We start from the raw sequence: 21,662 nt of genomic DNA on the forward strand, positions 1-21,662 counted from the left end.
GGTGAGGATGAGTGGTTCGCAGGGGGCTTAGAATTCTTTTTTCCGGAAGGTGAACCACGAGAGCACACTGTAAATGCCGGTGTAGAAAAGCGTCAGCACAAGCAGGCGGTTGAAAATGCTCGCTCCGATCTTTTTGCCTTCAATGGAGGCGTCCACAATGTTGTAGAGCTGGAAGTCGGGGAAAATCAAGGAGATCGCCTGGGAGAAGATTTTCGCCTGGAACGAGATTTCCGCCCCCTCTTTGTGCAGCCAGTAGTTGCGGGCGTCCGCTGTGAAGTGACCGATGAAGTAGATCACCACCGCAATCACAATGGTAAACAGAGTGGAGCTGGAGAAGGTGGAGATCAGGAGGGCGATGGATGCCATGATCATCGCCTTGAAAAAGATCGCGCCAATACCGGCCTGAAGATCCCAGGTCGGACCCTGTTGGGCGATCTCTTGTTTGCGGATATCAAGGTATTCCTGCGGCCAGCCGAGGGACATGCCACGTTCCATTTCCGCTGCGATTAGGCCATCGGTGCGGACGTGTAGGATCGCAGTTAGGAGAACGTCCATGATCAGCAGTGAGGAGCCTACCAAGAACAGCACGCCTAGCAGTTTTCCTAACAGGTAGTCCAGTCGGGGCACTGGCTTGCTGAGGATGGTGTATAAGGTCCGGTCTTCCAAGTCCTTGGGGATCAGTAGGGCTGTGGCCGCGATGGCAAATAAGACCGAGAACATCGCCATCGCCCCCATGGCAGTGCTTTTCAGAATCACCAGCTCTTGCTCGGCGGTGTCCTCCGTGGTGCGGCTCCATGGCATTTCAAAGTAGCTGGCCACCAGCATTAACACGGCGAAGACCGCGAGGAAATAGAACACCTTCATGCGCACTAGTTGGGTGAAGGTGTGACCGGCGATGACGCCGATACGACTCGGTGAAAATATGGCGTTCTTACGCATCTTGCTCTCCTTCCTTGGAGGTGGATTCGACAGGCTCCTCGACCGAGACTGCGGCGTCGGAGCTGGGTTCGGATTCTTCATCGGACAGCCGGGCTTCTTCCAGGAACAGTCGCTCGAGGGTGGTGCGAGGTTTGCCCATGCGAATGAACTCGGCATTTTCGGAGTCGGCAATGACTGCTCGCAGACGAGCCAGAGCGCGAGGGGTAGCATTGCGGACCACGATCTCGGTTTGGTCTTCGATGGCGATGAGGTCTTCGAGTCGACCTTGCTTCACCAGCTTGCCTTTGAAAATAATGCCAACGTGATCGCAGACCTCCTGCACCTGCTCCAGCAAGTGGGAGCAGAGGAAGACGGTGACGCCGCGTTCTTTCAGGTTCACAATCAGATCGCGGATCTGGCGTGAGCCCACGGGGTCGACACCGGCGGTGGGTTCGTCGAGGATGACGAGGCGGGGATCGTGGATCAGTGCCTGGGCGAGACCGATGCGTTGTAGCATCCCTTTGGAGTATCCGCCGATCCGGCGTTTGCGGGCATCGGTGAGGGAAACTAAGTCCATCATCTCGTCGACGCGCTCTTTGAGCAGCTTGCCGCGCAGACCGCAGAGTTTGCCGTAGAACTTTAAAGTTTCTTCACCGCTGAGGTGTTTGTAAAAATACGGGTTCTCGGGGAGGAAGCCGATCTCTTGCCGGGAGTCGGTCCGCATCGAGTTCTGGCCAAAGACATAACAGCTGCCGGCGGTGGGGCTCAGCAGGCCGAGCAGCGCCTTCATGGTGGTCGATTTTCCGGAGCCGTTAGGTCCGATCAGACCATACACCTCTCCGGGCATGATGGTGAGCGAAACATCATCGACGGCGCGAACCTTCGATTTTCGAAAAGGCGAGGCAAACTCCTTGACCAGATGGTTGATTTGAACAGCGGGTGTGTCTTCCATAGCGGGACTGGAAGCCAACAATAGCGTCAATGCATGGCTGTGCAATGGCATTCAGCGGACGGGTGCCATTTTTTAAACATGCCGTGGCATTGAGCTCATTTACTTGCCATTGATCAGACAATGGGGCAGGTTGAGAACGTTCTAATTATTCTATGAAAACCCAACTACTTATCATCGCCACCAGCCTGCTGAGCCTCTTCGGACTCACCAGCTGCTTCCAATCAGAAAATACCATCACCGTGAACAAGGACGGTAGTGGCACCATCGTCGAAGAAACATTCTTCGGCGAGCAAATGCAAATGATGATCCAGATGGCCGAGGCCCAAGGCGGCCAAGGCGGCAATCCGCTGGATCAGATGACCGATCCAACCAAAGCCAAAGCCCGCGCTCAAGCGATGGGTGAAGGGGTGGAGTTGGTCGGGATCGAGAAAATCAATGTCGACGGCAAGATCGGCATGCGTGCGACTTTCAAGTTCGCCGATATCAATAAGCTGAAATACTCCAGCGCAGGAGCCTTGGATATGGGCGATCTCCCAGGCGGCGCTGCCGGGGCTGCCAAGGAGGCGGAAGACGCAGGGGTCACCTTCAAGCTGGCCGACGGCAAGCTCAGCATCATTCAAAAAACGCCCGAAGCAGAAGGGGCGGACAAAGCGGAAGACGGAGGTGCAGCCGAGGTCCCTGAAATGGATCCCCAGCAGCTTGCTATGATGCAAGGTGTGATGAAGGACATGCGCATCACCATGAAGGTGAAAATCGCCAGCGGCATTGCCAAGACCGACGCCACTCACGTGGATGGCGACACCATTACTCTGGGCGATATCAAAATGGACAAGTTGCTCGCCAACCCAGAGAAGCTCAAAGCCCTGCAAGGTGGCGACTTCGATCAAACCAAAGAAGCCATGAAAGGCGTCGAGGGGGTGAAATTCGAAGGCAAAGAAGTGGTCGAGGTTGAGATGAAGTAATGCTCAGGTCCTGATTTTAACGAACCAACGCCATGCGGAGTAGATCTGCATGGCGTTTTTAATGTGGAGCGGAGCCCTGGTAGAGGCCTCGCAGGAGTAATTACACGCAAGGTGGTAGGGGGTGCCTCCGAGAGCGCGTTTCTGTTGTGTCTGATTGGGCTCTCGGCTCAGACTTGGTCTGTTTCCGATTTGGCGTGGAGCTTGAGGCAGTAGGCACGAAAAAACGCGCTAGTCACGAAGACCAGCGCGTTTAAACAAACACGATATGAAAACAGGGGGAAATGATTAGGCTTCAGCCTGCATGGATTCCTTGCGAGCCTTCTTGATGATGTCGCGCACGGTATCAGATGGCTGAGCACCCTTGGAGATCCAGTCGTCAGCTTTAGCGACGTCGAGAGTGTAGTTAACACCGTCTTCCATTGGGTTGTAGGAGCCGATCTGCTCGATGTAACGGCCATCACGGCGCTTGCGGCTGTCCACAGCTACGATCTTGTAAAAAGGACGGTCCTTGGTGCCTTGGCGGTTGAGTCTGAGAGTAAGCATGATCTGATTATTTGAAAAATTGGCCCGTCCAGCGCGGCGGGGGCGGGAAATTGTACGATCTTAAGCAATTTGCCAAGCGAAAAATCACCCTTTCCTTCGATTTCGCATTTTCTTTCCTCTATTTGGTGCTAAATAGTGCTCCGCCCAGAGTCTATCTTACAGCTTTGGAGCTTGGAATTTAAAACTTAGAAGTTTTCACCACATGTTCATCGATCACATCAGAATCTACGCCGAGGCAGGCGATGGCGGCAATGGCGTCGTCCATTTTCGCAGGGAAAAATTCAAACCCAAAGGCGGCCCGGATGGTGGTGACGGTGGTGATGGCGGTAGCGTCATCCTGCGCGTGGACCCCGCGGTCGACAATCTCAAAGCTTATTCCTACGATCCCAAACTGATCGCCAAGCAAGGCCAGCACGGAGCCGGAAACCGCAAGCACGGAAAGACGTCCAAGGACCGGATCGGCCTCGTGCCTCCCGGCACTGTGGTATACCGCAGTAATGCTGAAACCGTTTCTGACGCGGTTGAGCTCGAACGTGGCGACGGCATCGATCTCGAGCCGATTGCTGACCTCACTGAGTATGGTGAGGAATTTGTCCTCTGCCAAGGCGGCAAGGGAGGCAAGGGGAACTGGCACTATAAAACATCCACCAACCAGGCTCCGGAAGAACACACACTGGGCACCGAAGCTGAAATTGGTGTGTTTTACCTCGAGCTACGCCGCATCGCCGATGCCGGCATGGTCGGATTCCCCAACGCCGGTAAATCCACCCTGGTCAATAAACTTTCCCACGCCACACCGAAGATTGGTAACTATCCCTTCACCACGCTGAACCCGATGGTGGGAGTGGTGGAGTTTCCGAAATACCGCCGTTGCACGGTCGCCGATATTCCCGGCCTGATCGAGGGCGCGCACGAGAACCGCGGACTGGGTCACGAATTCCTCCGTCACATCACCCGCTGCAAGCTGCTGCTCTTTGTCATCGATATGGCAGGCAGCGAGGGGCGCGACCCCATTGAGGATCTGCAAACCTTGCGGACCGAGGTGAAGATGTATGATGAGGACCTTTCCAAATTTGAATGGATCATCGTGGCCAATAAGATGGACATGGAGGGTGCCGAGGAGAATCTCGAGATGTTCAAGCAACGCTTCCCCAAGCAAACTGTCATCCCGCTTTCGGCTGATACCGAGGAGGGCTTGGAAGATCTCCGCCGTGAGCTCGACCAGCGCGTGGGCTACCGCAAGGACAAGGCACAATAAAAAACCATTGGCGCGGCGATACGATCGCGTCCACGGTCTCTCATCGAAGATTCAACACACACAATTTTTATGACCGACTATCCAAAAACATTCTCCCACATCGGCCTTTCTGTGCCAGACGTCGAAAAAGCCGTCGAGTTCTATGAAAAAGTCATGGGCTGGTACACCATCATGAAGCCTACCGTGGTGCATGAGGAGTCGGATTCCGCCATCGGTAAAATGTGTATCGATGTCTTCGGTGAAGGCTGGGGCTCGTTCAAGATCGCCCACGTTTCCACTGGAGATAAAATCGGCATCGAGATGTTCGAGTTCAAGAACAACGAGAAGCCCAAAGATTTCGAATACTGGAAAACCGGAACATTTCACTTCTGTGTCCAGGATCCCAACATCGAGGAGCTGGTGAAAAAAATCGTCGCCCACGGCGGCAAGCAGCGCATGCCGATCCGGGAGTATTACCCGAATGAAAAGCCATATAAAATGGTCTACGTCGAAGATCCCTTTGGCTTGGTGTTCGAAATCTACACCCATAGCTACGAATTGACCTACTCTCAAGGCGCTTACTAAAACCGCTGACTCCTCGCGCGGGCTTGCGTCCTGTCATAGATGACTGTTTTCAGTTGTGAGTATATTCTCAGTTTTACTCGGTGAATGAGTGGACGGAGTATTACCAAGAGGATTCAACTGAGATCAGTTGTCTGCCAGGTTGTTAAACCTACGATTAAAAGCATACGGCCAGCCTCGGATTTGGAAGTAGCAGAAAAACATCCCTTCAATCCTGTAAATAGGTCAGAGGGCCCGCATCCCAAGTGGCGTGCGGTCTCATCTTCAATCTTGATCCTTTTTAAGCGTGGATTTGTTGAACGGGTTCTACTTGTCTAGGGGCCAGGGATTGAATCGATTGGATAACCGCTTGGCTACTTTGGAAGTGGAGATAGAGAATATGGTGTGAGCTTTTTTGTAACAAGATACGAAGCTCGACAGGCTCAGGTCTACCTGGCTCTTTAATGTGGTAGAGATATTCAGCTCTTCGGTCCTCCGGTAATTCCCACATACGAGTGTGAAGTTGGTGGAACTGATGCTCTGATAGCCCTTCAATCGTGGCGAAAATACGCGCCATCCTGGGATCAATGTATTCGATCTGTGCGATCAATTGGTAGTTAGCTTCAAAACGCACGATGTCCTTTTCTGAGGCCTCACCGTAATCTTGCTCAAGAGGGGAGTTCACTAAAACTCCTACGATGGAGTTGACTACCCGGCGGATGATTAAACTAACAAATGAACAAGCCATGCCGTCGAATGAAGAAGCTAAGGGGGTTGGGTAATAGTTAGATGTTAATTACAAGTCGCTATGCTGCGTCAGAGCTTTAAAAAAAACACCTCAACGTTACTAATATCAAGACATCGCATGCAGAAGTGAAAACACTCCAGCAACTTCGCCTTGAGGGCTAGATAACGATGAGGTGAAAAGGTGGAATACTCAAAGATTTTGAGCATTCCACAATTTTATATCTCGTATGAAATGTCTTACTTTTTCTTCAGCCAGACTGCTTGATAGTATGCTTCACCCGATCCGTCCTCATAAACCTGCAGGTGTTTTCTTTCAAAACCGGCTTTTTGGAGTTTGAGATCGATTGGATAAAAATCATCCGAGCTAAGACCCCAGTAGACAGCCCACTCAGAATGAGTCTCCAAGGGGAGTGGGCGAATCACGTGGCGGTATTGCTGGAACCCTCCTAGTGAGCGCCCTTCAGTGAAGGCGAAATAAGTGTTTTTATCCCGTTTCTCATAAGCGATTTGTTGATCCGCTTTACTCATCCACTCTGAGAAATCGCTTTCTTCAAAGCTGTGGCTTGAGCTGTAGGATCGCACCTGAGTGGGGGCTTCCGTCGTCTGTGCAGTGCCGTCTTTACAAGATGGTAATGTGCAGATGAGCGCAAGTGATGATATCACGGGGAATACGTGTTTAAGTTTCATGGTGATTACTATTTTTAGTGTTCTATAAGATGGAAAAAGAGGGGCTGCAGACATAGCCGCAGCCCCTCTTGGATGAAATCCAATTTTAGTCTAGGGAGACTAGAAACTGAATGAGGCTCCGAGGCCGAATGTATTGCTGGTTTCCTGATCAGATCCGAACTCAGCGCGGTAGTTAGCGTTGAAGCTCAGGGAGTCAGTAGCATACCAGGTAGCACCGAGGCCGAGGCTGAGGATATCATCACTCAATCCGTTGGAATCAACACTGAATGGGGTAGCTCCACCCACGAACTGAGCATCAACAGTGCGACCACCGTCGATGAAGTTATGAGTGTAACCGATGCTTCCGTTAACGAGGAAACGTTCGGTAACCTTGTATTCAGCGTGAAGTTCCAGCTCAGCGAGCAGCGCTTCGTTGTCCATGCTATCGATCGTCATTGGAAGCAGTCCACCGGTTTCGGTGAAGCCATCCACTTGAGTGTCGATGTAATGCAGGCCAAACGTAGTTGTCAGGCGGAACTTGTTGGACTGGTAGACATCAGTTTGAGCCTCCACGAAGATGTCCAATGACTCGCCATCAACTCCGCGGAATTGAGAAACGCCATTGAATGCACTGCTGCGCGTTCCATCATACTCGAAGTCGCCATAGGTAATACCACCAGTGACAAACGTATTAGTTTCATCATTGATATGGTAAGAAGCGAAGGCTCCGAACATCAGGCTGTCCACATCAGCGTGAATGTGAGTCGTTTCGATGTCACCGGAGTCAACTCCGATAAACCCACCGAGGGTGACTTTGTTCACACGGTGACGAAGACCGGCAATCGCTCCACTACCATCAAGAGAATAATCTCCAGCTGATGATGAATCGGTTTCGGCATCGAAGTTAATGAAGCCAGCGAAGATCGTGGTTTCTTTAACTGTCTGTGCTGGATGATATTCAGTCATTCCACCTTTGGCTCCGCTGCCCTTCGCGCTATCAATAACGGGAGGTTCAGGAGTAACAATAACGCCAGGCATGTTCAGCGCGGATCTCGTGTAAGTGCGAGTCGCGTGCTGCGCATAGTCTGCCATTCCTGCGTAACCTTCTGGAGAGATGGAACTCAGGAAGTCTCCATTACCGCAGTCCGAAACAATTTCGATGGCTGCAGCACCAAACGCGTTGTTAGCATCGACTGTATTGCTACCGTCGAGAACTTCATCCGAAATGGCTCCTGCAATTGCTTGCTCGTTGGAGTCCAGTCCGTCGATGTCTTCAAGGCCTTCACCTTGGTCCACTCCGGTGCCGTAAACGATACCGTCATAACCATTGGTGGTGCCGTTGTCGAACAGCATCAGCTCACTGAACTGGGAGATGTCGAACAGGTCGACAGCCCCGGTGATTCCTCCGCCTGTCTGGATGACACTGGCTTGCTCGCCACACCCGAGGGCGTAGTATTGCTTGTCCAGGCGCAGAGTAGTTCCGCTCAAGTTGGCTGAGCCTTGCGTGATGAACTGATCAGTCAGAACTCCAGAGTTATAACCATCGAGTTTGATCGCGATCACTGCACCGTTCTGGCCTTGGTAGTTACCTCCGATTGTGAGTGAGCCGTAGCCCGTGAGGTATCCTGGGGATACCGTTCCACCATCGTTGAAGAGGTCTCCAGCCACGTAGCCGTGACCAGCAAGAGTAGCTCCGGATGCCACATAACCGTGACCTGCCACTGAAGCTCCCTGCCATGAAGCATCGCCGAGCACCAGTGTGCCTTCCTGAACGGAGGTAATACCGGTGTAGGTGTTTGCTGCATTGAGAACCAATGTTCCGTCTCCAAGTTTCCAGAGGCCGCCATCTGTGGCTGATCCTGTGATCGCTTGGTTCAGGGTGAAGGTGTTGGATGCATCATCGATGTCAATTCCGCCACCGCCGTCAAGGATGTTGAGATCTCTTGAGGTAGTAGTGAATGCCGTTCCCGTGATCTGAAGGTTACCACCATCGAAGGTGATACCGCCAGCCAGGTCACCAAGGTTGCCTTCTTCAGAAACCGAGAGGGTTCCGCCGAGAAGCGTCCATGGTGTTAGTTCAGTGGTCGTATTTGTCAGAGTCCAGAGGCTGGTGCCACGTTTCTCAAACAGATCGAATCCATCGTATTGGTTACCGGAACCAAGTTCGGTGACATCGAAGGAGTGATCGACTGATCCGCCGAGGGCGAAGGTATCGATGCCTCCAGTTGCGATTACGTTGCCCTGGATATCGGATCCTGCCCAGATCTCGAGATCGTTTCCACCACCGGTGAATTCGATCGCGTTAGCTTGGATGGTTCCATTCCAGTTAAGGCCACCAGCGATAGTGCCGTTGTTGATGACCTTGGTGTTTCCACTGCCAATGACAGCGACTCCACCAACTCCGCCAACTCCGGCGATGCCGCCAGCCAAACCAGCTGTGCCAGTTGAACCAGCGGAACCGTCTGTTCCAGCCAGGCCATCAGCAGCAGCGGCTCCATCAGCACCAGCAGGAGCTGCGGCATCGCTGCCGTCGACTCCATCGCTTGCGCTTTGGCCATCATTACCGGCATTGCTGTCGGCTCCAGAGGAACCATTAGCGCCGGCACTGAGTTGCGATCCTTGAGCACCAGTGGCTCCTTGGGAACCATCGGCACCAGTAGCACCATCAGCTGCGGCATTACCGGAGCCAGCAGCGTTACCAGCTGCGCCGATTCCCTGAGGAGTCACGCCATCGGCACCAGCTGCACCGTTTCCGCCCTGGGCACCAGTAGCGCCTGCGCTTCCATCGGAACCGAGGTTGCCGTCAGCACCAACTGTTCCGTCGGTTCCATCAGCACCAGCTGCGCCAGTGTTTCCAGCAGCGGAATCAGTGCCATCAATGCCGGGGTTACCGTCAGCACCGTTAGCACCAGGGGAAGCGAGCTCTCCAGGGGTTCCAGCAGTGCCATTCGCACCATCAGCACCATCAGTACCGTCAGTGCCAGCTGCGCCACCTACACCAGCGTCTCCGCCTGTGCCACCGCTGCCACCAATTCCACCAGAACCTCCTTGGGGGCCACCACCAGCAGCTCCAGTTGTTCCTCCATCACCATTGTTACCAGCAGAAGCGCCGTCTTCACCAGCGGCACCGCCAGTTCCGCCAGCTCCGCCAGCTCCGCCAGCTCCTCCGAGACCGCGAGCACCGCGAGCACCGCGGAGGCCGAGGTCTCCGCCTTCGCCAGCTTCACCAGCAGTTCCGCCAAGTGCACCTGCACCACCAGCACCACCGGCACCAGCATCTCCAGCCAGTCCAGCAGCACCGCCAGTTCCTGCGGTGGTTCCTGCTGTTCCAGCTGCGCCACCAGCACCGCCAGCACCGCCGTCACCAGCAGCACCGCCAGTTCCAGCAGCACCGCCAGTTCCGCCTGCACCGCCAGCACCCGTGATTCCGGCTGTTCCTGCGGCACCACCAGCGCCGCCGACACCGGCGTCACCGCCAGTTCCGCCTGCACCAACTGCGCCAGCAGCACCACCAGTTCCAGCAGCGCCACCGCTTGCAGCAGCACCGCCAGTTCCAGCTGTTCCAGCTGTTCCAGCTGTTCCAGCTGTTCCCGAGACACCTCCTGTTCCTGCAGAACCAGCGGTTCCAGCGGCACCTTGGTCACCAGCGTCACCGCCAATGCCTGCTGCGCCAGCGTCACCGCCAGCTCCGCCTGCCGCACCGTTACCGCCGCGGACTGTGCCTTCGTTCATTAGAGTTGCTCCGTCAGCGAGAGTAACACCGGTTCCACCGTTGCCACCGTCGCCTCCATTGTTTCCGATGCCTCCGATGCCGCCATTGGCTCCATCTGCACCGTTGCCGGCGTCGCCACCAGCTCCTGCATCACCAGCGTCGCCGCCGATTCCAGCGTTACCGCCGTTGCCGCCAGCACCAGCATTGCCGCCGTTGCCACCGTTACTTGCGGATCCACCAGAACCACCAGCACCGCCGAATCCACCGATCCCGCCTGTGCCGCCGACTCCACCAGTTCCTCCGATGCCACCGACACCGCCGATTCCAGCGTCACCGCCGTCACCAGCATCGCCGCCGACACCGCCGAAGCCGCCATTTCCGGCTGCTCCACCGTTGCCGCCAACACCGCCGACACCGCCATTGGCACCGTCACCGCCGTCTCCGGAGTCACCACCAACGCCGCCGTCACCGCCGTTGCCTGCGTCACCACCAATGCCGCCGTCGCCAGCGAGGCCAGCATCACCGCCGTTACCAGCGTCACCGCCAACGCCGCCGTCGCCGCCGTCTCCACCATCGGAGCCGTCGCCACCGTCGCCGCCGTCGCTACCAGCACCACCAGTGCCACCGTCACCGGCTACACCACCGGTTCCGCCAGTTCCGCCAGTTCCGCCGGTTCCGCCGTCACCGCCGTCACCGCCAGGGAAATTGTTACCAAAACCGCCGTCACCGCCGTCACCGCCGTCACCGCCGTCACCACCGATTCCGCCGTCACCAGCATCGCCACCGTTACCGGCAGTTCCACCAGTAGCGCCGTCACCGCCGTCGCCGCCGTCTGAGCCGTCACCGCCGTCGCCGCCGTCACCGCCGTCGCCGCCGTCGCCGCCGTCACCGCCAGCACCAGCATCACCGCCGATACCGCCGTCTGAGCCGGTTCCTCCGTTACCACCGATACCGCCGTCGGCGCCATCAGCACCGAGACCACCAGCACCGCCAGTTCCCCCGGTTCCACCAGTAGCGCCGACTCCGCCGTCGCCCCCGGTGCCACCGATGCCACCTTCACCGCCGTCACCGCCGATGCCGCCGTCACCACCGATGCCGCCGACTCCGCCGACTCCGCCGATGCCACCGGTGCCACCGGTTCCACCAGCGCCACCGGCGCCACCGTCACCGCCAGCGCCGCCGTCGGCACCGTCGCCGCCGATACCGCCAGCGGCACCATTGCCAGCATTACCGCCGTCGCCGCCGGTTCCGCCGTCCTGGCCATCGCCGCCGTCACCGCCGTCACCGCCAGCGCCACCGGCGCCACCAGTTCCGCCGACGCCGCCGTCGCCACCTACGCCACCTACGCCACCGTCACCACCATCAATGGTAGCGCCTGCATTGTTAAGGAGATAAGAATTTTCACCGACTTCGACGCCAACGCCGCCGTCGCCACCGTTCATGCCAAGGCCACCAGTGCCGCCGTTACCAGCTACACCGCCAACGCCGCCGTCACCGGCAGCGCCACCTTGAGCACCACTACCAGCGTTGCCTCCAGCGGCACCATTGCCACCGTAGCCACCGGAGCCACCATTGCCTCCGTTGCCAGCAGCAGCTGCTGATGCGCCAGCGCCACCAGCAGAGCCAGCACCACCGTTACCACCAGTGCCACCGATACCACCGGTTCCACCAGTGCCACCGATACCGCCGGTTCCACCAGTTCCACCAGTTCCACCGACACCACCAGTTCCACCGGTGCCTCCATCGGCACCTTCACCGCCGTCACCACCAGCGCCGCCTTCAGCGCCAACTTGGCCATCGCCACCGTTGCCGCCGCTACCGCCATTCTGGCCTACAACGCCATCTTCACCGGCTTCGCCGTCAGTGCCGTTTTCACCGTCAGTGCCAGCTTCGCCGTCAATGCCAGCTTCGCCAGCTTCGCCGCTTTCAGCGTCACCGCCATCGATTCCGTCTTCACCGTCTTCACCAGCGACTGTGGCATCTGTGCCGTTTTGACCGTCCTCGCCGGGAGTGCCCGCTGCAACTGCAGCACCATCAGCGCCATTAGCGCCATCAACGCCATCGTTATTAAAAAATGTTCCATCAGTGCCGTCGGCTCCATCGCCTCCTGTTGTGCCGGTTCCGCCATCACCACCGTCAGCACCGTCAGCGCCTGGTTGGATTTGCTCTACGGCATCAGCACCATCGGCAACCGGTGCACCGTCAGTGCCGTCTGCACCATCGGCGCCGTTAGCACCGTCAGCACCGTCAGCACCGTCAGCGCCCGCAGCTCCGTCTGCAACAGCAGCACCGTCTGCGCCGTTAGCACCCGCAGCACCTGCAACAGCAGTTCCGCCGTTTCCGCCAGCAGCTCCTGTGCCGCCAGTTCCACCGACGATTCCGTCACCGCCGGTTCCACCGGTTCCGCCTTGGCCGCCGATTCCACCGGTCTGGCCGGTGCCACCTAGGCCACCAGTGCCGCCGGTTCCACCGGTGCCGCCAGTTTGACCCTGACCGCCTTGGCCGCCAGCGCCTCCATCAGCACCATTTCCTCCATCGGCTCCTGCTACTGAGTTGCCGCCGTCGCCGCCATTGGCACCGTCGAGTCCATCACTACCGTCACCGCCGTTTCCAGCAATGCCGCCGTCACCGCCGGCTTGACCGTCCTGGCCATCACCGCCGATTCCTCCAGTGCCGCCTTGGCCGCCAGTGCCTCCTGCACCGCCGTCACCACCGACTCCACCAGAAATTGATCCGTTGTTAGTGACTACTGAATTATCACCAATTGTCATGCCTGAACCACCGGTTCCACCAGCGGCACCGTCAGCGCCGTCAGCGCCATTGGCTCCTGCTCCTCCAGCGCCACCATTGACACCTGATTGTCCAGCTGTGCCGTCTGTGGCATCTGTTCCGGCTGTGCCGTTGAGACCGTTTGCGCCGTCACCGCCGTTTTGGCCATTGGTAGCTGCTGTGCCAGCGCTGCCGGATGTGCCGGCTGTAGTAGCGCTCGTGCCATCTTGTCCAGTGCCTCCGATAAGGCCAGTAGCACCGATTCCTCCGTCTACGCCAGTTCCACCGTCATTGCCAGCTAGGCCAGCATCACCAGTGATTCCTGTTTGACCGGGTGTGGCGTTGCCGCCAGCTTGACCCGCCTGACCAGCTTGGGCGTCTACGGCGCCATCAGATGCGTCACCACCATTGTCGCCAGGATTGACGCCATCGGTGCCGTTTGCTCCGACTGTGCCATCGTTCCCTGCGGCAGAAACGACTGATGCGTCAGTGCCATCAGTGCCATTGGTTCCTTGAGCTCCTGTTGCTGCTTGCGCTTGAGCTGCTCCTGCAGTGCCCACTGTGCCGTCCGTTCCTGGAGCGGCCACACCGGCTGTATCTGTTCCTGCTGCACCAGCTGTGCCAGCGGTTCCGTCTGTTCCGGCTGTTCCGGTGGTGGCATCTGTGCCATTTGCTCCAGCTACGGCTGCAGGGCCAGCGGCCGCGCCATCGGTGCCGTCAACGCCGTCTGCGCCATTGGCAGCTTGGGAAAGACCTGCACTAGACGTGCCGGCAGTGCCTGTAGCACCTTGGGCGCCATCAGCACCTGCTCCGCCTGTACCGCCGGCTCCGCCAGCGATGGTGTCATTATTGACATAGCCTCCGGTGATTGTGCCATTGGCATCTACGCTGCCGAGGTCATCACCAATGGCTGCGCCTACGCCGCCTTGGCCACCTGCTGCACCACCATTGATGCTTGATCCACCAATTCCGCCAGCGCCGCCTGAGATGGGGCTGCTAGATGCGATTTCTGGGTTGCTGTTATTAGAGTCGTTGACCACGAGTCCTGCTCCGCCTTGGCCGCCGTTACCAGCTGCTGCGGTGCTTCCTGCGAGAGTGTTGTTACCACCATTGCCGCCTTTTCCTCCTGCGAGAGGCATGGAAATGGGAATTGCAAAATTGGAGTTGATGACGGCACCTGCACCGCCAATTCCTCCAGCACCAGCGACTGTTTCCGAAATAAGGGTGATGTTGTCGCCGTCTCCACCGTCTGCACCCGTGTAGGAAAGAGCTCCTCCGAGTGTGCCAGTGTCGATGCCGTTGGCTCCGTCTGCGCCGTCAGAGGCTGCGCCTACGTGTCCTGTGGCAGATGCTCCAACTGTTGCAGCCACAATGGCTGCCACTGTTTTGGAGTAGTTAATATTAATGGTCGGTTTTTTTGGTTTCATAATGATGGTAGTTAGTGGGGTGTATTGATGTTTGCGTTGTTGTTTTTTAGGCGGACAATTTGGTGTCGAATATGCTGTTTATCTAACGTTTGTATTAAAATGGAGATAACTCCTTTAGTTGATCCGTGTTTTTTGAGCAGGGGTTACGTAATTCGTGCGAAAAAAAACAATGAATGTTAGGGGCGCTGATTTTAAGTGGGTTGGGTGTTAGTGGGCTAAGCAGAAAGGTGCTGAAATCCTGTTAGCTGAAAAACCGGGCGCTGCTGTTGGGGGAAATCCAGATGACCAAGAGCTCAGGCCGCGTGAAATCGTTAGGCGTTCTTTGGTTAGCTATCCCTCTTGGGTTGAAGGTGGTTCGATGGTCAATGTTTTTTGTTAGCCTAGCTGCCTCTAGGGTATCGAACGAATGGGTCCTGAGGTGTGTAGGGACTGAGACGCTTTGTATCTTGCTTGCCAACTCGTAGATCCAGGAGTGTGGGGCGTTAGAGATGGTGTCAACATTGCCCCACTAATCCATATTACCCAGGGGGCGTGGTGATTTATAGTGGATCGTAAAGAGTAGTTAACTAACGATGTTTGAATTCGATGACTCGATAAAATATTACTTGGTTTGTATTTATCAGTTAGGTAGGAAGCAGTGAGACATGTGAATTAGTTAGTCTTAGTGTGACTTTTCTATACCTGTATGAAGTGTGAAATACGGCGAAGAATCTACCATAAATCATGACTAACTGCATTTTTCTAGTATCTGATAGTTATTTGTGGTGAATATTTGAAAAATCAATTCGTCGATTGCGAAATAGAAAAATATGGTATTTCCGATTACAAACTGGGCAACGATCTCCAAAGCGACGCTGAATGGCGGTGATGAAGAACGTACAGCAATGGGAGCCTTCATTGATCGATATTGGAAACCTGTTTCCGTCGTAATTCAGTCGAAAGGCGTTCCGTTCGGTCGGGTTGAAGATCTAACGCAAGACTTTTTCGTGAAGCTCATTGAAGATGATTTTGTGAGCCGTGCTACGCAAGAGAAGGGGCGATTTAGGAGTTTCCTGCTTAAGGCTTTACGTGATTTTTTGGTTGATGATATGCGGAAATTCATGGCTCAAAAAAGGGGAGGGAGCTTTGAGCGAGTGGAGCTGAGAGATGATTCCGCTGTGCTCCGTGATGACCAGTTACTCTTTGATAAGACGTGGGCAAAAACTTTGTTTGATGCCGCGATTGAGAAAACGGCCAAGGAGATCATTGAAAAGAAAGGGGAGGAGAAATGGCAGGCGACAAGATATTTTCTATCAGGAGAAGGCAAGGAGCTTAGTTATGTTGAATTAGGGCAGATCCTTGGAGTAAGTGAGAATGCAGCTAAAACTCATGTCTCACGGTTGCGTTCACGGCTCAGAGAAAACCTGAGAGAACAAATATCTCTAACTGTAGGTGCACCTCACGAAGTCGATGAAGAACTCGCTTTTCTGCGAGAAGTGATGATGCACTGATATTTCCCCTTCAACATATCTATTCAATTCACAGCTAGCTAGGCAGCCAGCGTTATAGAACATTATTTTAAACATTGTTTACATGGTCTAGCGAAAGCTGGTCCGTCGTTGAGATTCACGAGCTAAACCGTTTTTATGTAGAACTTCTTAATTTTATGACAGATTATCAAACGAGATTCCTTATTGATAATAAAAATCTAACTGACTAAGTGATAGTTGGTCAGTAAATCTAACCGGTATTTAATTTTACCCCCTTAACATTATCGGAAATGGTCAGTGAAAACGGCACCTCGAACATATTTATAGCGGAAGCATTTGGTGATGCTCTCGATATGGGGTTGCAATCTCCTGAAGGATACCAAGTCTTGCGCGAAATTGATCGTGGAGGAATGGCTGTTGTTTATCTAGCAGAGCAATTAAGTCCTTTAAGAGAGGTGGCCTTGAAGGTCATGCTGCCTCGTTTTATCACGGACCAAATAGTAAAAGACAGGTTTAGGGTGGAGGGCCAAGCGATGGCAGAACTTGAGCATGCGGGGATTTTGCCCGTCTATCAGGTGGGTGTATGGAATGGACTTGGTTTCATCGCTATGAAGTTTGCTGATGGAGGAACGCTTCAGGAATTGTTGAATCGGCAAGCTCCAGATGTGAGGCAGGCGGTGGCGTGGATCATTACAGCTGGTGAGGCAGTTCATTTTGCCCATCAGCGCGGTGTTCTGCATAGAGACCTGAAACCGGGAAATCTCTTATTCGATAGCCAGGGCTCGATTTATGTAGGGGACTTTGGCGTTGCAAAAATGGCATCGGCTCAAGAGCGAGAGTTAAACCCTAAGGAGTCATTCGTGGGAACACCGCATTATGTGGCGCCTGAAATGGCAAATGGCACGAATTTAGGCGGGAATATTGCGACTGACGTCTACAGTTTGGGAGCCGTGCTCTACGAGTGTCTCAGCGGGAGCTGTCCCCATGAGAGCTGTGATAATCTTGAAGCTTTATTTCGAGATTTAGCTGATAGTGATTTGCCCTGTGTGAGTCAATTATGCCCTGATATTCCAAAGGATTTAGCGGCCGTCTGTGCCAAGGCTTTGGCGAAGAACCCTGAAGATCGTTATGCTTCGATGATCGATTTTGTGGACGACCTGCGTCGCTGGCAGAAGGGGATTCCTGTAAAAGCTAAACCTCTGAGCCTTGTGGAAAAGCTTTGCCTGTGTGTCAAGAAGTGCCCTGTTATCACACTGCTATCGCTCCTCGTATTGGTCACGACCGTCGGTGGTGGGGTCCTAATCTGGAATAGTAAACAATCACTTAAAAAAAGTGATGAGAAGCTCAATACGGTAATTGATGAGAGGAGCCGCCTCTATCAGCGATCATTGATCGATCGTGCGCATGTGATGCTCCTTGCCAGAAAGCCCGGGTATCGGCATGAGGCGTTAAAAATGCTGTTAGCAGCTCGAGATTATGGCGAGAATGAAGCCATTCGCACCGAAGCCGTATCGCTGCTGTCTCATTGGGACATCGGTGCCCCTGGAGGTTCAGATATTTTATGGGTCGAACGTGGCTCTGATTTCACCGTAACCATTGGAGATGCAGGGCTACGTGTGACAGATGGGAGACGTGAAGTTGATGTGATATTGCCCACGACTGAGGCCTCGAGCTGTGCTCCGGCTGTATCAGAAGATGGGAAACGGCTTGCCTACCTTCGTGGCGGGCAAATGGAGCTGATTATTCACAATGTGGAGTTTGATAAGCAGTGCGCACTCATTCCTCTGAGAAAGTCGCCTCATTCGATTCAATTTGCCAAAAACTTCAATGTAATTCGTGTCGATTACGACCTTGGTGTGTCTGACTTGTATCGGGTGACCGGTGAGCGACTTTTGAGAAATTTTAAAAGTGCTAGTCCTTTGTCGCCACCGTGCGGATTGTCACTATGGCAACCACAGATTCCGGGTGAGAGGGAATTACCAAGAACTGGTGGGAAGCTTTCTAAATGTGGGCAATTTTTACTGACGATGGGCTCTTCTGGGATTCAGCTGTGGAATTGTGACCTTGAGAAGAAGCTCAAGGATTATGAACCCGGGGATTTCAGCGAACACACGCTTTCTGACACGAAGTGGTTAGAGGGACAGCGACTACTCGTGGAAACAGATGCTGATGTGACCATCCTAGAGGTGGCTCAGAATGGGAAGTTTACAAAACATCAAAGCAATGCCCGGATCGATCGTGCACGGGTGAAAGATGTCTTGGGGAACGGTGACTGGCTGGTCGAGCGCGAACATGAGGAGGACTCTATGTCTCTGGAGATCTGGCCGGGAGGCGATGCTGAGTCAGCTCGCGATTCGGAGCTAGGAACAAAACCGTCTCCTTTTTCCCTGGATGATGGGAAAATCAAGATCGGCGCTCTGACCTTGACTGTGCCGGATAATACAGAGGTCTTGGACTTCTATGTGGACGAGCAGAAACGCAAGGCCATGGCCATTACTGCGGACTGTTGTCTTTACCGATGGGATCTAAATGTCCTGCGAGAAGAGTTGCAGCGCTTGGGCCTGGAGTAGGCTCTTTTGTATCTGCGTGGCGCAATGAGTATGTGCTTGTTACCTGATCACTCCGGGATGGAGTGGTAGATCTGTTCCAAGGAAAGCACGGCGTAGCAGGTGACCAGAATAGCATCGTTTTCCCACCAGCGGGAGTTCTCTGCGTTGATCCATGAGCCGTCTTCGCGTTGGCGTTTGAGCAGTTGGTTGGCAAGGTCAGTGCGCCAGTCGGCTTTCTCGCCATCCTTGAGTTCCAAGTTGTCGAGATTGGCGGCGGAGAGCGCCTTGGCCATAGTTTGGTAGTAGTAGTAAAGCCCTTGCTGACCGAGTGAGGGGTCGTCTTTGGTGGCCAATCCGGGGTTTTCTTTCACGGTGTAGTTTTCAGACAACCATTGTTTGGCAGCGGCTACGCGGGGGTCGCTGGCATCGAGATCGGCGTAGATCATGGAGAGCAGGCCGGCGTAAGACATGGATCCGTATCCACGCAGGGTCTTGGTGCCATCCGGGTTGACATTTTTTTCCACTGCCTTGGAGTCGCCCGGGTAGTAGTTGAACGAGCCGTCGTCAGAGATTCCTTCGACGTCGCTGGTTTCCTTCAGGTTCTGGGTGCGGGAAATGAAGGTGATGGCGGCGTCCCAGTTCAGTTCAGGCTGCTTACCGTTGGCTTCGTCCTGAGCGATGCTGCGCGAAAGGCGCAGGGCCTCGATGGCGAGGTGGGTGTTGGAGAGATCGGAGTGCGGGTAGGATCCGCCGTAGCCGATGCCGCCGTCGAAGACGTTGTCGGTCTCTCCTTTGGTGTCCCAATCGGTCTGTTGGTTAATCAGGAAACGGCGGGCTTGAAGGATGGCGGGATGGTATTCCTTTTTGCCGGCAGCCACCAGTGCGGTGAGTGAAGTTGCTGTGTTGTAGGTCGCCAGTCCTTTGACATAAATACCACCGTCCGCGTGCTGATTGCTGAGAATCCACTTGTAGGCTTTCTCGATGTGCTCGGATTTCTCGTAGGATGGCGAGCGCATGGCTGCTGTGACTGCGAGGGCCGTGAACGCCGGGTATTTGCTTTCACCCCAATATCCGTCTTCGTGTTGTTTGCTTTTGAGATAAGCATTGCCGCGCTCGATGGCGCGTTTCATCTCGAGCTTGATCGAGGTGTGTGGATTCGGTTGGTTGCTCTGTGCGCTCAGGGGCAGCACGGAGGCGAGAGTGAGAATAGTGGCTAGCGTCTTCATCGGTTGAGTGGTTCGAAGTGAATGGAGGATTATTTTTTCCAAGGTTTGATGGTTAGGCGGACGTCGGTGCCTTCACGCGGAACTTTCGCACCGGGCACCCAGATGGTGTCGTCATCGCGATCATCGCCTGGGTAGTTGGCAATGGCACCGGGGTCCGGGAAGATGGTTACCATGCTCCCGGAGAGCTGGGCTTTGAACTTTTGATTGTGAACGTAGGAGCCGTTATAGACCCAAGCGGTGTCGGGCATATGTTTTTTGGTTCCGCTGTGTTCCAGCCAGTGGGTGATCGGGCGGGTTCTTTCCACGCCCTTGTCTTTCCAGGTGATATCGATGCTGAAGCGCGCGGCTTGACGGATCGACTCGGGAACTTCCGGGTATTCATCGCTGGGGGTGCCGTCTTCCTTGGCCACGCGGAAGAGCTCGGGCGACTCCTTGTAGTTCAGAAGTTTGAGGGCGATGTTCAAGTTTGTGGGCGCCGCCTCGGTGACCAGCAGGGCTTCGTGCACTTTCTCCCCATTAAAATGCACCAGCAGATACTCGAGAAAGGTGTCTTGGTGGGTGATATTAGTTTTCGCAGGAATGGTGATGCTGCGTTTGTCCCTATTGAAGATGATTTTGCCAATTTGGTAGTCACCGTTTTCCAGTTTCTTGACCAAGGGTTTGGCGTCCTGCTGCTCCTTGGGGGCAGGGGAATTCGAGGGGTTTTCGGTCGTCGCGACCTCAGGCGCGCTTGCCGGATCTGCCGATGCGGCGGCAGTGAGGAACAGTCCCGCCACCGCTGCCAGCCCCGTGCTGCGAGTGAGCGAGGGGCGTGCGGGTGTTGGAAATGGCGGAGTCGGCCGGTGATGCTTGGTGGCGCGCTGCATGGATGTAATAGCTTAAACTCTTCCCAAGAAATTATCTTAGGTTTTTTGTGATTTTTTTTGCCGGGATAGGCGACCGGCCAAGACTCCGCCGCAGGAGATTACTCCTGCTCAGCAAGCCAGCGCTCTACCTCGATGGCGGCGGCGCAACCTTGACCGGCGGCGGTGATCGCCTGACGATACTCGGTGTCCGAGATGTCGCCGGCGGCGTAAATGCCTTCCACGCTGGTGCGGGTGCCTTGTTTTTGTAAAATGTAACCGTTTTCATCAGTCTCGACCAAACCGTTGAGGAAGCCGCTGTTCGGTGTGTGGCCGATGGCCATGAACACGCCTTCGACTTCGAGTTCCGAGGTCTCGCCATTCTGAGTATCGGCCAGTTCGACGGCGCGGATGTCTCCTTTTTCATTGGTGAGATACTGCTTGATGCCGGAGTTCCAGATGATCTCGATTTTTTCGTGCTCGAGCGCGCGCTGGGCCATGATCTTGGATGCGCGGAGCTCGTCGCGGCGGACGATGAGGTAAACCTTGCTGGCGAACTTAGTGAGGAAGGTGGCTTCTTCACAAGCGGAGTCGCCACCGCCGACCACACAAACGGGCACGTCGCGGTAGAAGGCACCATCACAGGTGGCACAGGCTGTCAGGCCGTGGCCGCCGACGGTCAGTTCTTTTTCCCCGGGGAGACCAAGGTAGCGGGCGGATGCGCCGGAGCAGACGATGACCGCGCGGGATTGGTAAGTTTTCTCTCCTGCTTTGAGCGTGAAGGTGCCGTCGTCTTCTTTGACCACCGACTCAATCTGACCGAACTCAACTCGAGTGCCGAAGCGTTCAGCCTGCTGCTGCATCTGAACCATCAGCTCAGGACCGGTGATTCCTTTGGGGAATCCTGGGAAGTTCTCCACCTCGGTAGTGGTGGTGAGCTGGCCTCCAGGCTGGGTGCCAGTGATGATGAGAGGGGCGAGGTCGGCGCGGGCTGTGTAGATGGCGGCGGTGTATCCGGCAGGGCCGGTTCCAATGATGATGACGTTTTCCATATTGCTTAGAGGATGAATGCGCGGGATTAT

The 21,662-nt window shown here is 55.1% G+C and carries 14 protein-coding genes; 5 read left to right on the plus strand and 9 right to left on the minus strand.

Translation table 11 applies throughout. From position 1 onward, the window contains the following. Window positions 1-27: 27 nt before the first annotated feature. Together JO972_RS06800 and JO972_RS06805 are read right to left on the minus strand one after the other, a co-directional pair. Window positions 28-939 carry an ABC transporter permease gene (locus JO972_RS06800; protein WP_309489265.1) on the minus strand — a complete coding sequence of 304 codons (912 nt, stop codon included), beginning with the start codon at window positions 937-939 and terminating at the stop codon, window positions 28-30. After that, complete coding sequence (locus tag JO972_RS06805) at window positions 932-1,870, minus strand: ABC transporter ATP-binding protein (RefSeq protein WP_309489266.1); 939 nt, start codon at window positions 1,868-1,870, stop codon at window positions 932-934. The genes JO972_RS06800 and JO972_RS06805 overlap by 8 nt, the downstream gene beginning before the upstream one ends. Window positions 1,871-2,022: 152 nt before the next feature. On the opposite strand from JO972_RS06805, the gene JO972_RS06810 reads away from it, so the two are divergent. After that, window positions 2,023-2,832, plus strand: a complete 810-nt coding sequence (locus JO972_RS06810) for a hypothetical protein (protein WP_309489267.1) — start codon at window positions 2,023-2,025, stop codon at window positions 2,830-2,832. Between the two features lie 285 nt (window positions 2,833-3,117). Here the strand turns inward: JO972_RS06810 and rpsP are convergent, their stop codons facing one another. After that, entirely contained in the window at window positions 3,118-3,375 is a 258-nt protein-coding gene (rpsP, locus tag JO972_RS06815) for a 30S ribosomal protein S16 (RefSeq protein ID WP_309489268.1), read from the minus strand. Between the two features lie 202 nt (window positions 3,376-3,577). Between rpsP and obgE the strand changes: the two genes are divergently transcribed. Next, window positions 3,578-4,633 (plus strand): GTPase ObgE, encoded by a 1,056-nt coding sequence (gene obgE / locus JO972_RS06820; protein ID WP_309489269.1) that lies wholly within the window; start codon window positions 3,578-3,580, stop codon window positions 4,631-4,633. A 69-nt stretch (window positions 4,634-4,702) separates the two neighbouring features. After that, window positions 4,703-5,197, plus strand: a complete 495-nt coding sequence (locus tag JO972_RS06825; protein WP_309489270.1) for a lactoylglutathione lyase family protein — start codon at window positions 4,703-4,705, stop codon at window positions 5,195-5,197. Window positions 5,198-5,474: 277 nt separating this feature from the next. Here the strand turns inward: JO972_RS06825 and JO972_RS06830 are convergent, their stop codons facing one another. The 3 genes from JO972_RS06830 to JO972_RS06840 all read right to left on the minus strand — a co-directional run bounded on the left by JO972_RS06830 (window position 5,475) and on the right by JO972_RS06840 (window position 14,494). Beyond that, window positions 5,475-5,921, minus strand: coding sequence for a hypothetical protein (locus tag JO972_RS06830; RefSeq protein WP_309489271.1), 447 nt, complete (start codon window positions 5,919-5,921; stop codon window positions 5,475-5,477). 236 nt (window positions 5,922-6,157) lie between these two features. Beyond that, window positions 6,158-6,607: a hypothetical protein gene (locus tag JO972_RS06835; protein ID WP_309489272.1), complete on the minus strand. Its 450-nt coding sequence runs from the start codon at window positions 6,605-6,607 to the stop codon at window positions 6,158-6,160. A 99-nt stretch (window positions 6,608-6,706) separates the two neighbouring features. Beyond that, window positions 6,707-14,494, minus strand: a complete 7,788-nt coding sequence (locus JO972_RS06840; RefSeq protein WP_309489273.1) for a hypothetical protein — start codon at window positions 14,492-14,494, stop codon at window positions 6,707-6,709. Between the two features lie 809 nt (window positions 14,495-15,303). On the opposite strand from JO972_RS06840, the gene JO972_RS06845 reads away from it, so the two are divergent. Continuing rightward, on the plus strand, window positions 15,304-15,984 hold the full coding sequence (locus JO972_RS06845) for an RNA polymerase sigma factor (protein WP_309489274.1): 681 nt from the start codon (window positions 15,304-15,306) through the stop codon (window positions 15,982-15,984). Window positions 15,985-16,253: 269 nt separating this feature from the next. Then, the gene (locus tag JO972_RS06850; RefSeq protein WP_309489275.1) at window positions 16,254-18,533 is read left to right on the plus strand and encodes a serine/threonine protein kinase; all 2,280 of its coding nucleotides are present in this window, start codon (window positions 16,254-16,256) and stop codon (window positions 18,531-18,533) included. 47 nt (window positions 18,534-18,580) lie between these two features. Here the strand turns inward: JO972_RS06850 and JO972_RS06855 are convergent, their stop codons facing one another. From JO972_RS06855 to trxB, 3 genes are all read right to left on the minus strand, one after another. Next, window positions 18,581-19,738 carry a prenyltransferase/squalene oxidase repeat-containing protein gene (locus JO972_RS06855; protein ID WP_309489276.1) on the minus strand — a complete coding sequence of 386 codons (1,158 nt, stop codon included), beginning with the start codon at window positions 19,736-19,738 and terminating at the stop codon, window positions 18,581-18,583. A 29-nt stretch (window positions 19,739-19,767) separates the two neighbouring features. Continuing rightward, the gene (locus JO972_RS06860) at window positions 19,768-20,604 is read right to left on the minus strand and encodes a YdjY domain-containing protein (protein ID WP_309489277.1); all 837 of its coding nucleotides are present in this window, start codon (window positions 20,602-20,604) and stop codon (window positions 19,768-19,770) included. Between the two features lie 98 nt (window positions 20,605-20,702). Beyond that, complete coding sequence (trxB, locus tag JO972_RS06865) at window positions 20,703-21,632, minus strand: thioredoxin-disulfide reductase (protein WP_309489278.1); 930 nt, start codon at window positions 21,630-21,632, stop codon at window positions 20,703-20,705. Between the last annotated feature and the right edge of the window lie 30 nt (window positions 21,633-21,662).

This window comes from Oceaniferula flava, assembly GCF_016811075.1.
Classification (GTDB): domain Bacteria; phylum Verrucomicrobiota; class Verrucomicrobiia; order Verrucomicrobiales; family Akkermansiaceae; genus Oceaniferula; species Oceaniferula flava.

Coding starts and splice junctions, on each gene's coding strand:
- rpsP (WP_309489268.1), bottom strand. CDS start 3,375: ATGCTTACTCTCAGACTCAACCGCCAAGGCACCAAGGACCGTCCTTTT.
- JO972_RS06805 (WP_309489266.1), bottom strand. CDS start 1,870: ATGGAAGACACACCCGCTGTTCAAATCAACCATCTGGTCAAGGAGTTT.
- JO972_RS06845 (WP_309489274.1), top strand. CDS start 15,304: ATGGTATTTCCGATTACAAACTGGGCAACGATCTCCAAAGCGACGCTG.
- JO972_RS06835 (WP_309489272.1), bottom strand. CDS start 6,607: ATGAAACTTAAACACGTATTCCCCGTGATATCATCACTTGCGCTCATC.
- JO972_RS06825 (WP_309489270.1), top strand. CDS start 4,703: ATGACCGACTATCCAAAAACATTCTCCCACATCGGCCTTTCTGTGCCA.
- JO972_RS06850 (WP_309489275.1), top strand. CDS start 16,254: ATGGTCAGTGAAAACGGCACCTCGAACATATTTATAGCGGAAGCATTT.
- JO972_RS06800 (WP_309489265.1), bottom strand. CDS start 939: ATGCGTAAGAACGCCATATTTTCACCGAGTCGTATCGGCGTCATCGCC.
- JO972_RS06855 (WP_309489276.1), bottom strand. CDS start 19,738: ATGAAGACGCTAGCCACTATTCTCACTCTCGCCTCCGTGCTGCCCCTG.
- obgE (WP_309489269.1), top strand. CDS start 3,578: ATGTTCATCGATCACATCAGAATCTACGCCGAGGCAGGCGATGGCGGC.
- JO972_RS06810 (WP_309489267.1), top strand. CDS start 2,023: ATGAAAACCCAACTACTTATCATCGCCACCAGCCTGCTGAGCCTCTTC.
- JO972_RS06860 (WP_309489277.1), bottom strand. CDS start 20,604: ATGCAGCGCGCCACCAAGCATCACCGGCCGACTCCGCCATTTCCAACA.
- trxB (WP_309489278.1), bottom strand. CDS start 21,632: ATGGAAAACGTCATCATCATTGGAACCGGCCCTGCCGGATACACCGCC.
- JO972_RS06840 (WP_309489273.1), bottom strand. CDS start 14,494: ATGAAACCAAAAAAACCGACCATTAATATTAACTACTCCAAAACAGTG.
- JO972_RS06830 (WP_309489271.1), bottom strand. CDS start 5,921: ATGGCTTGTTCATTTGTTAGTTTAATCATCCGCCGGGTAGTCAACTCC.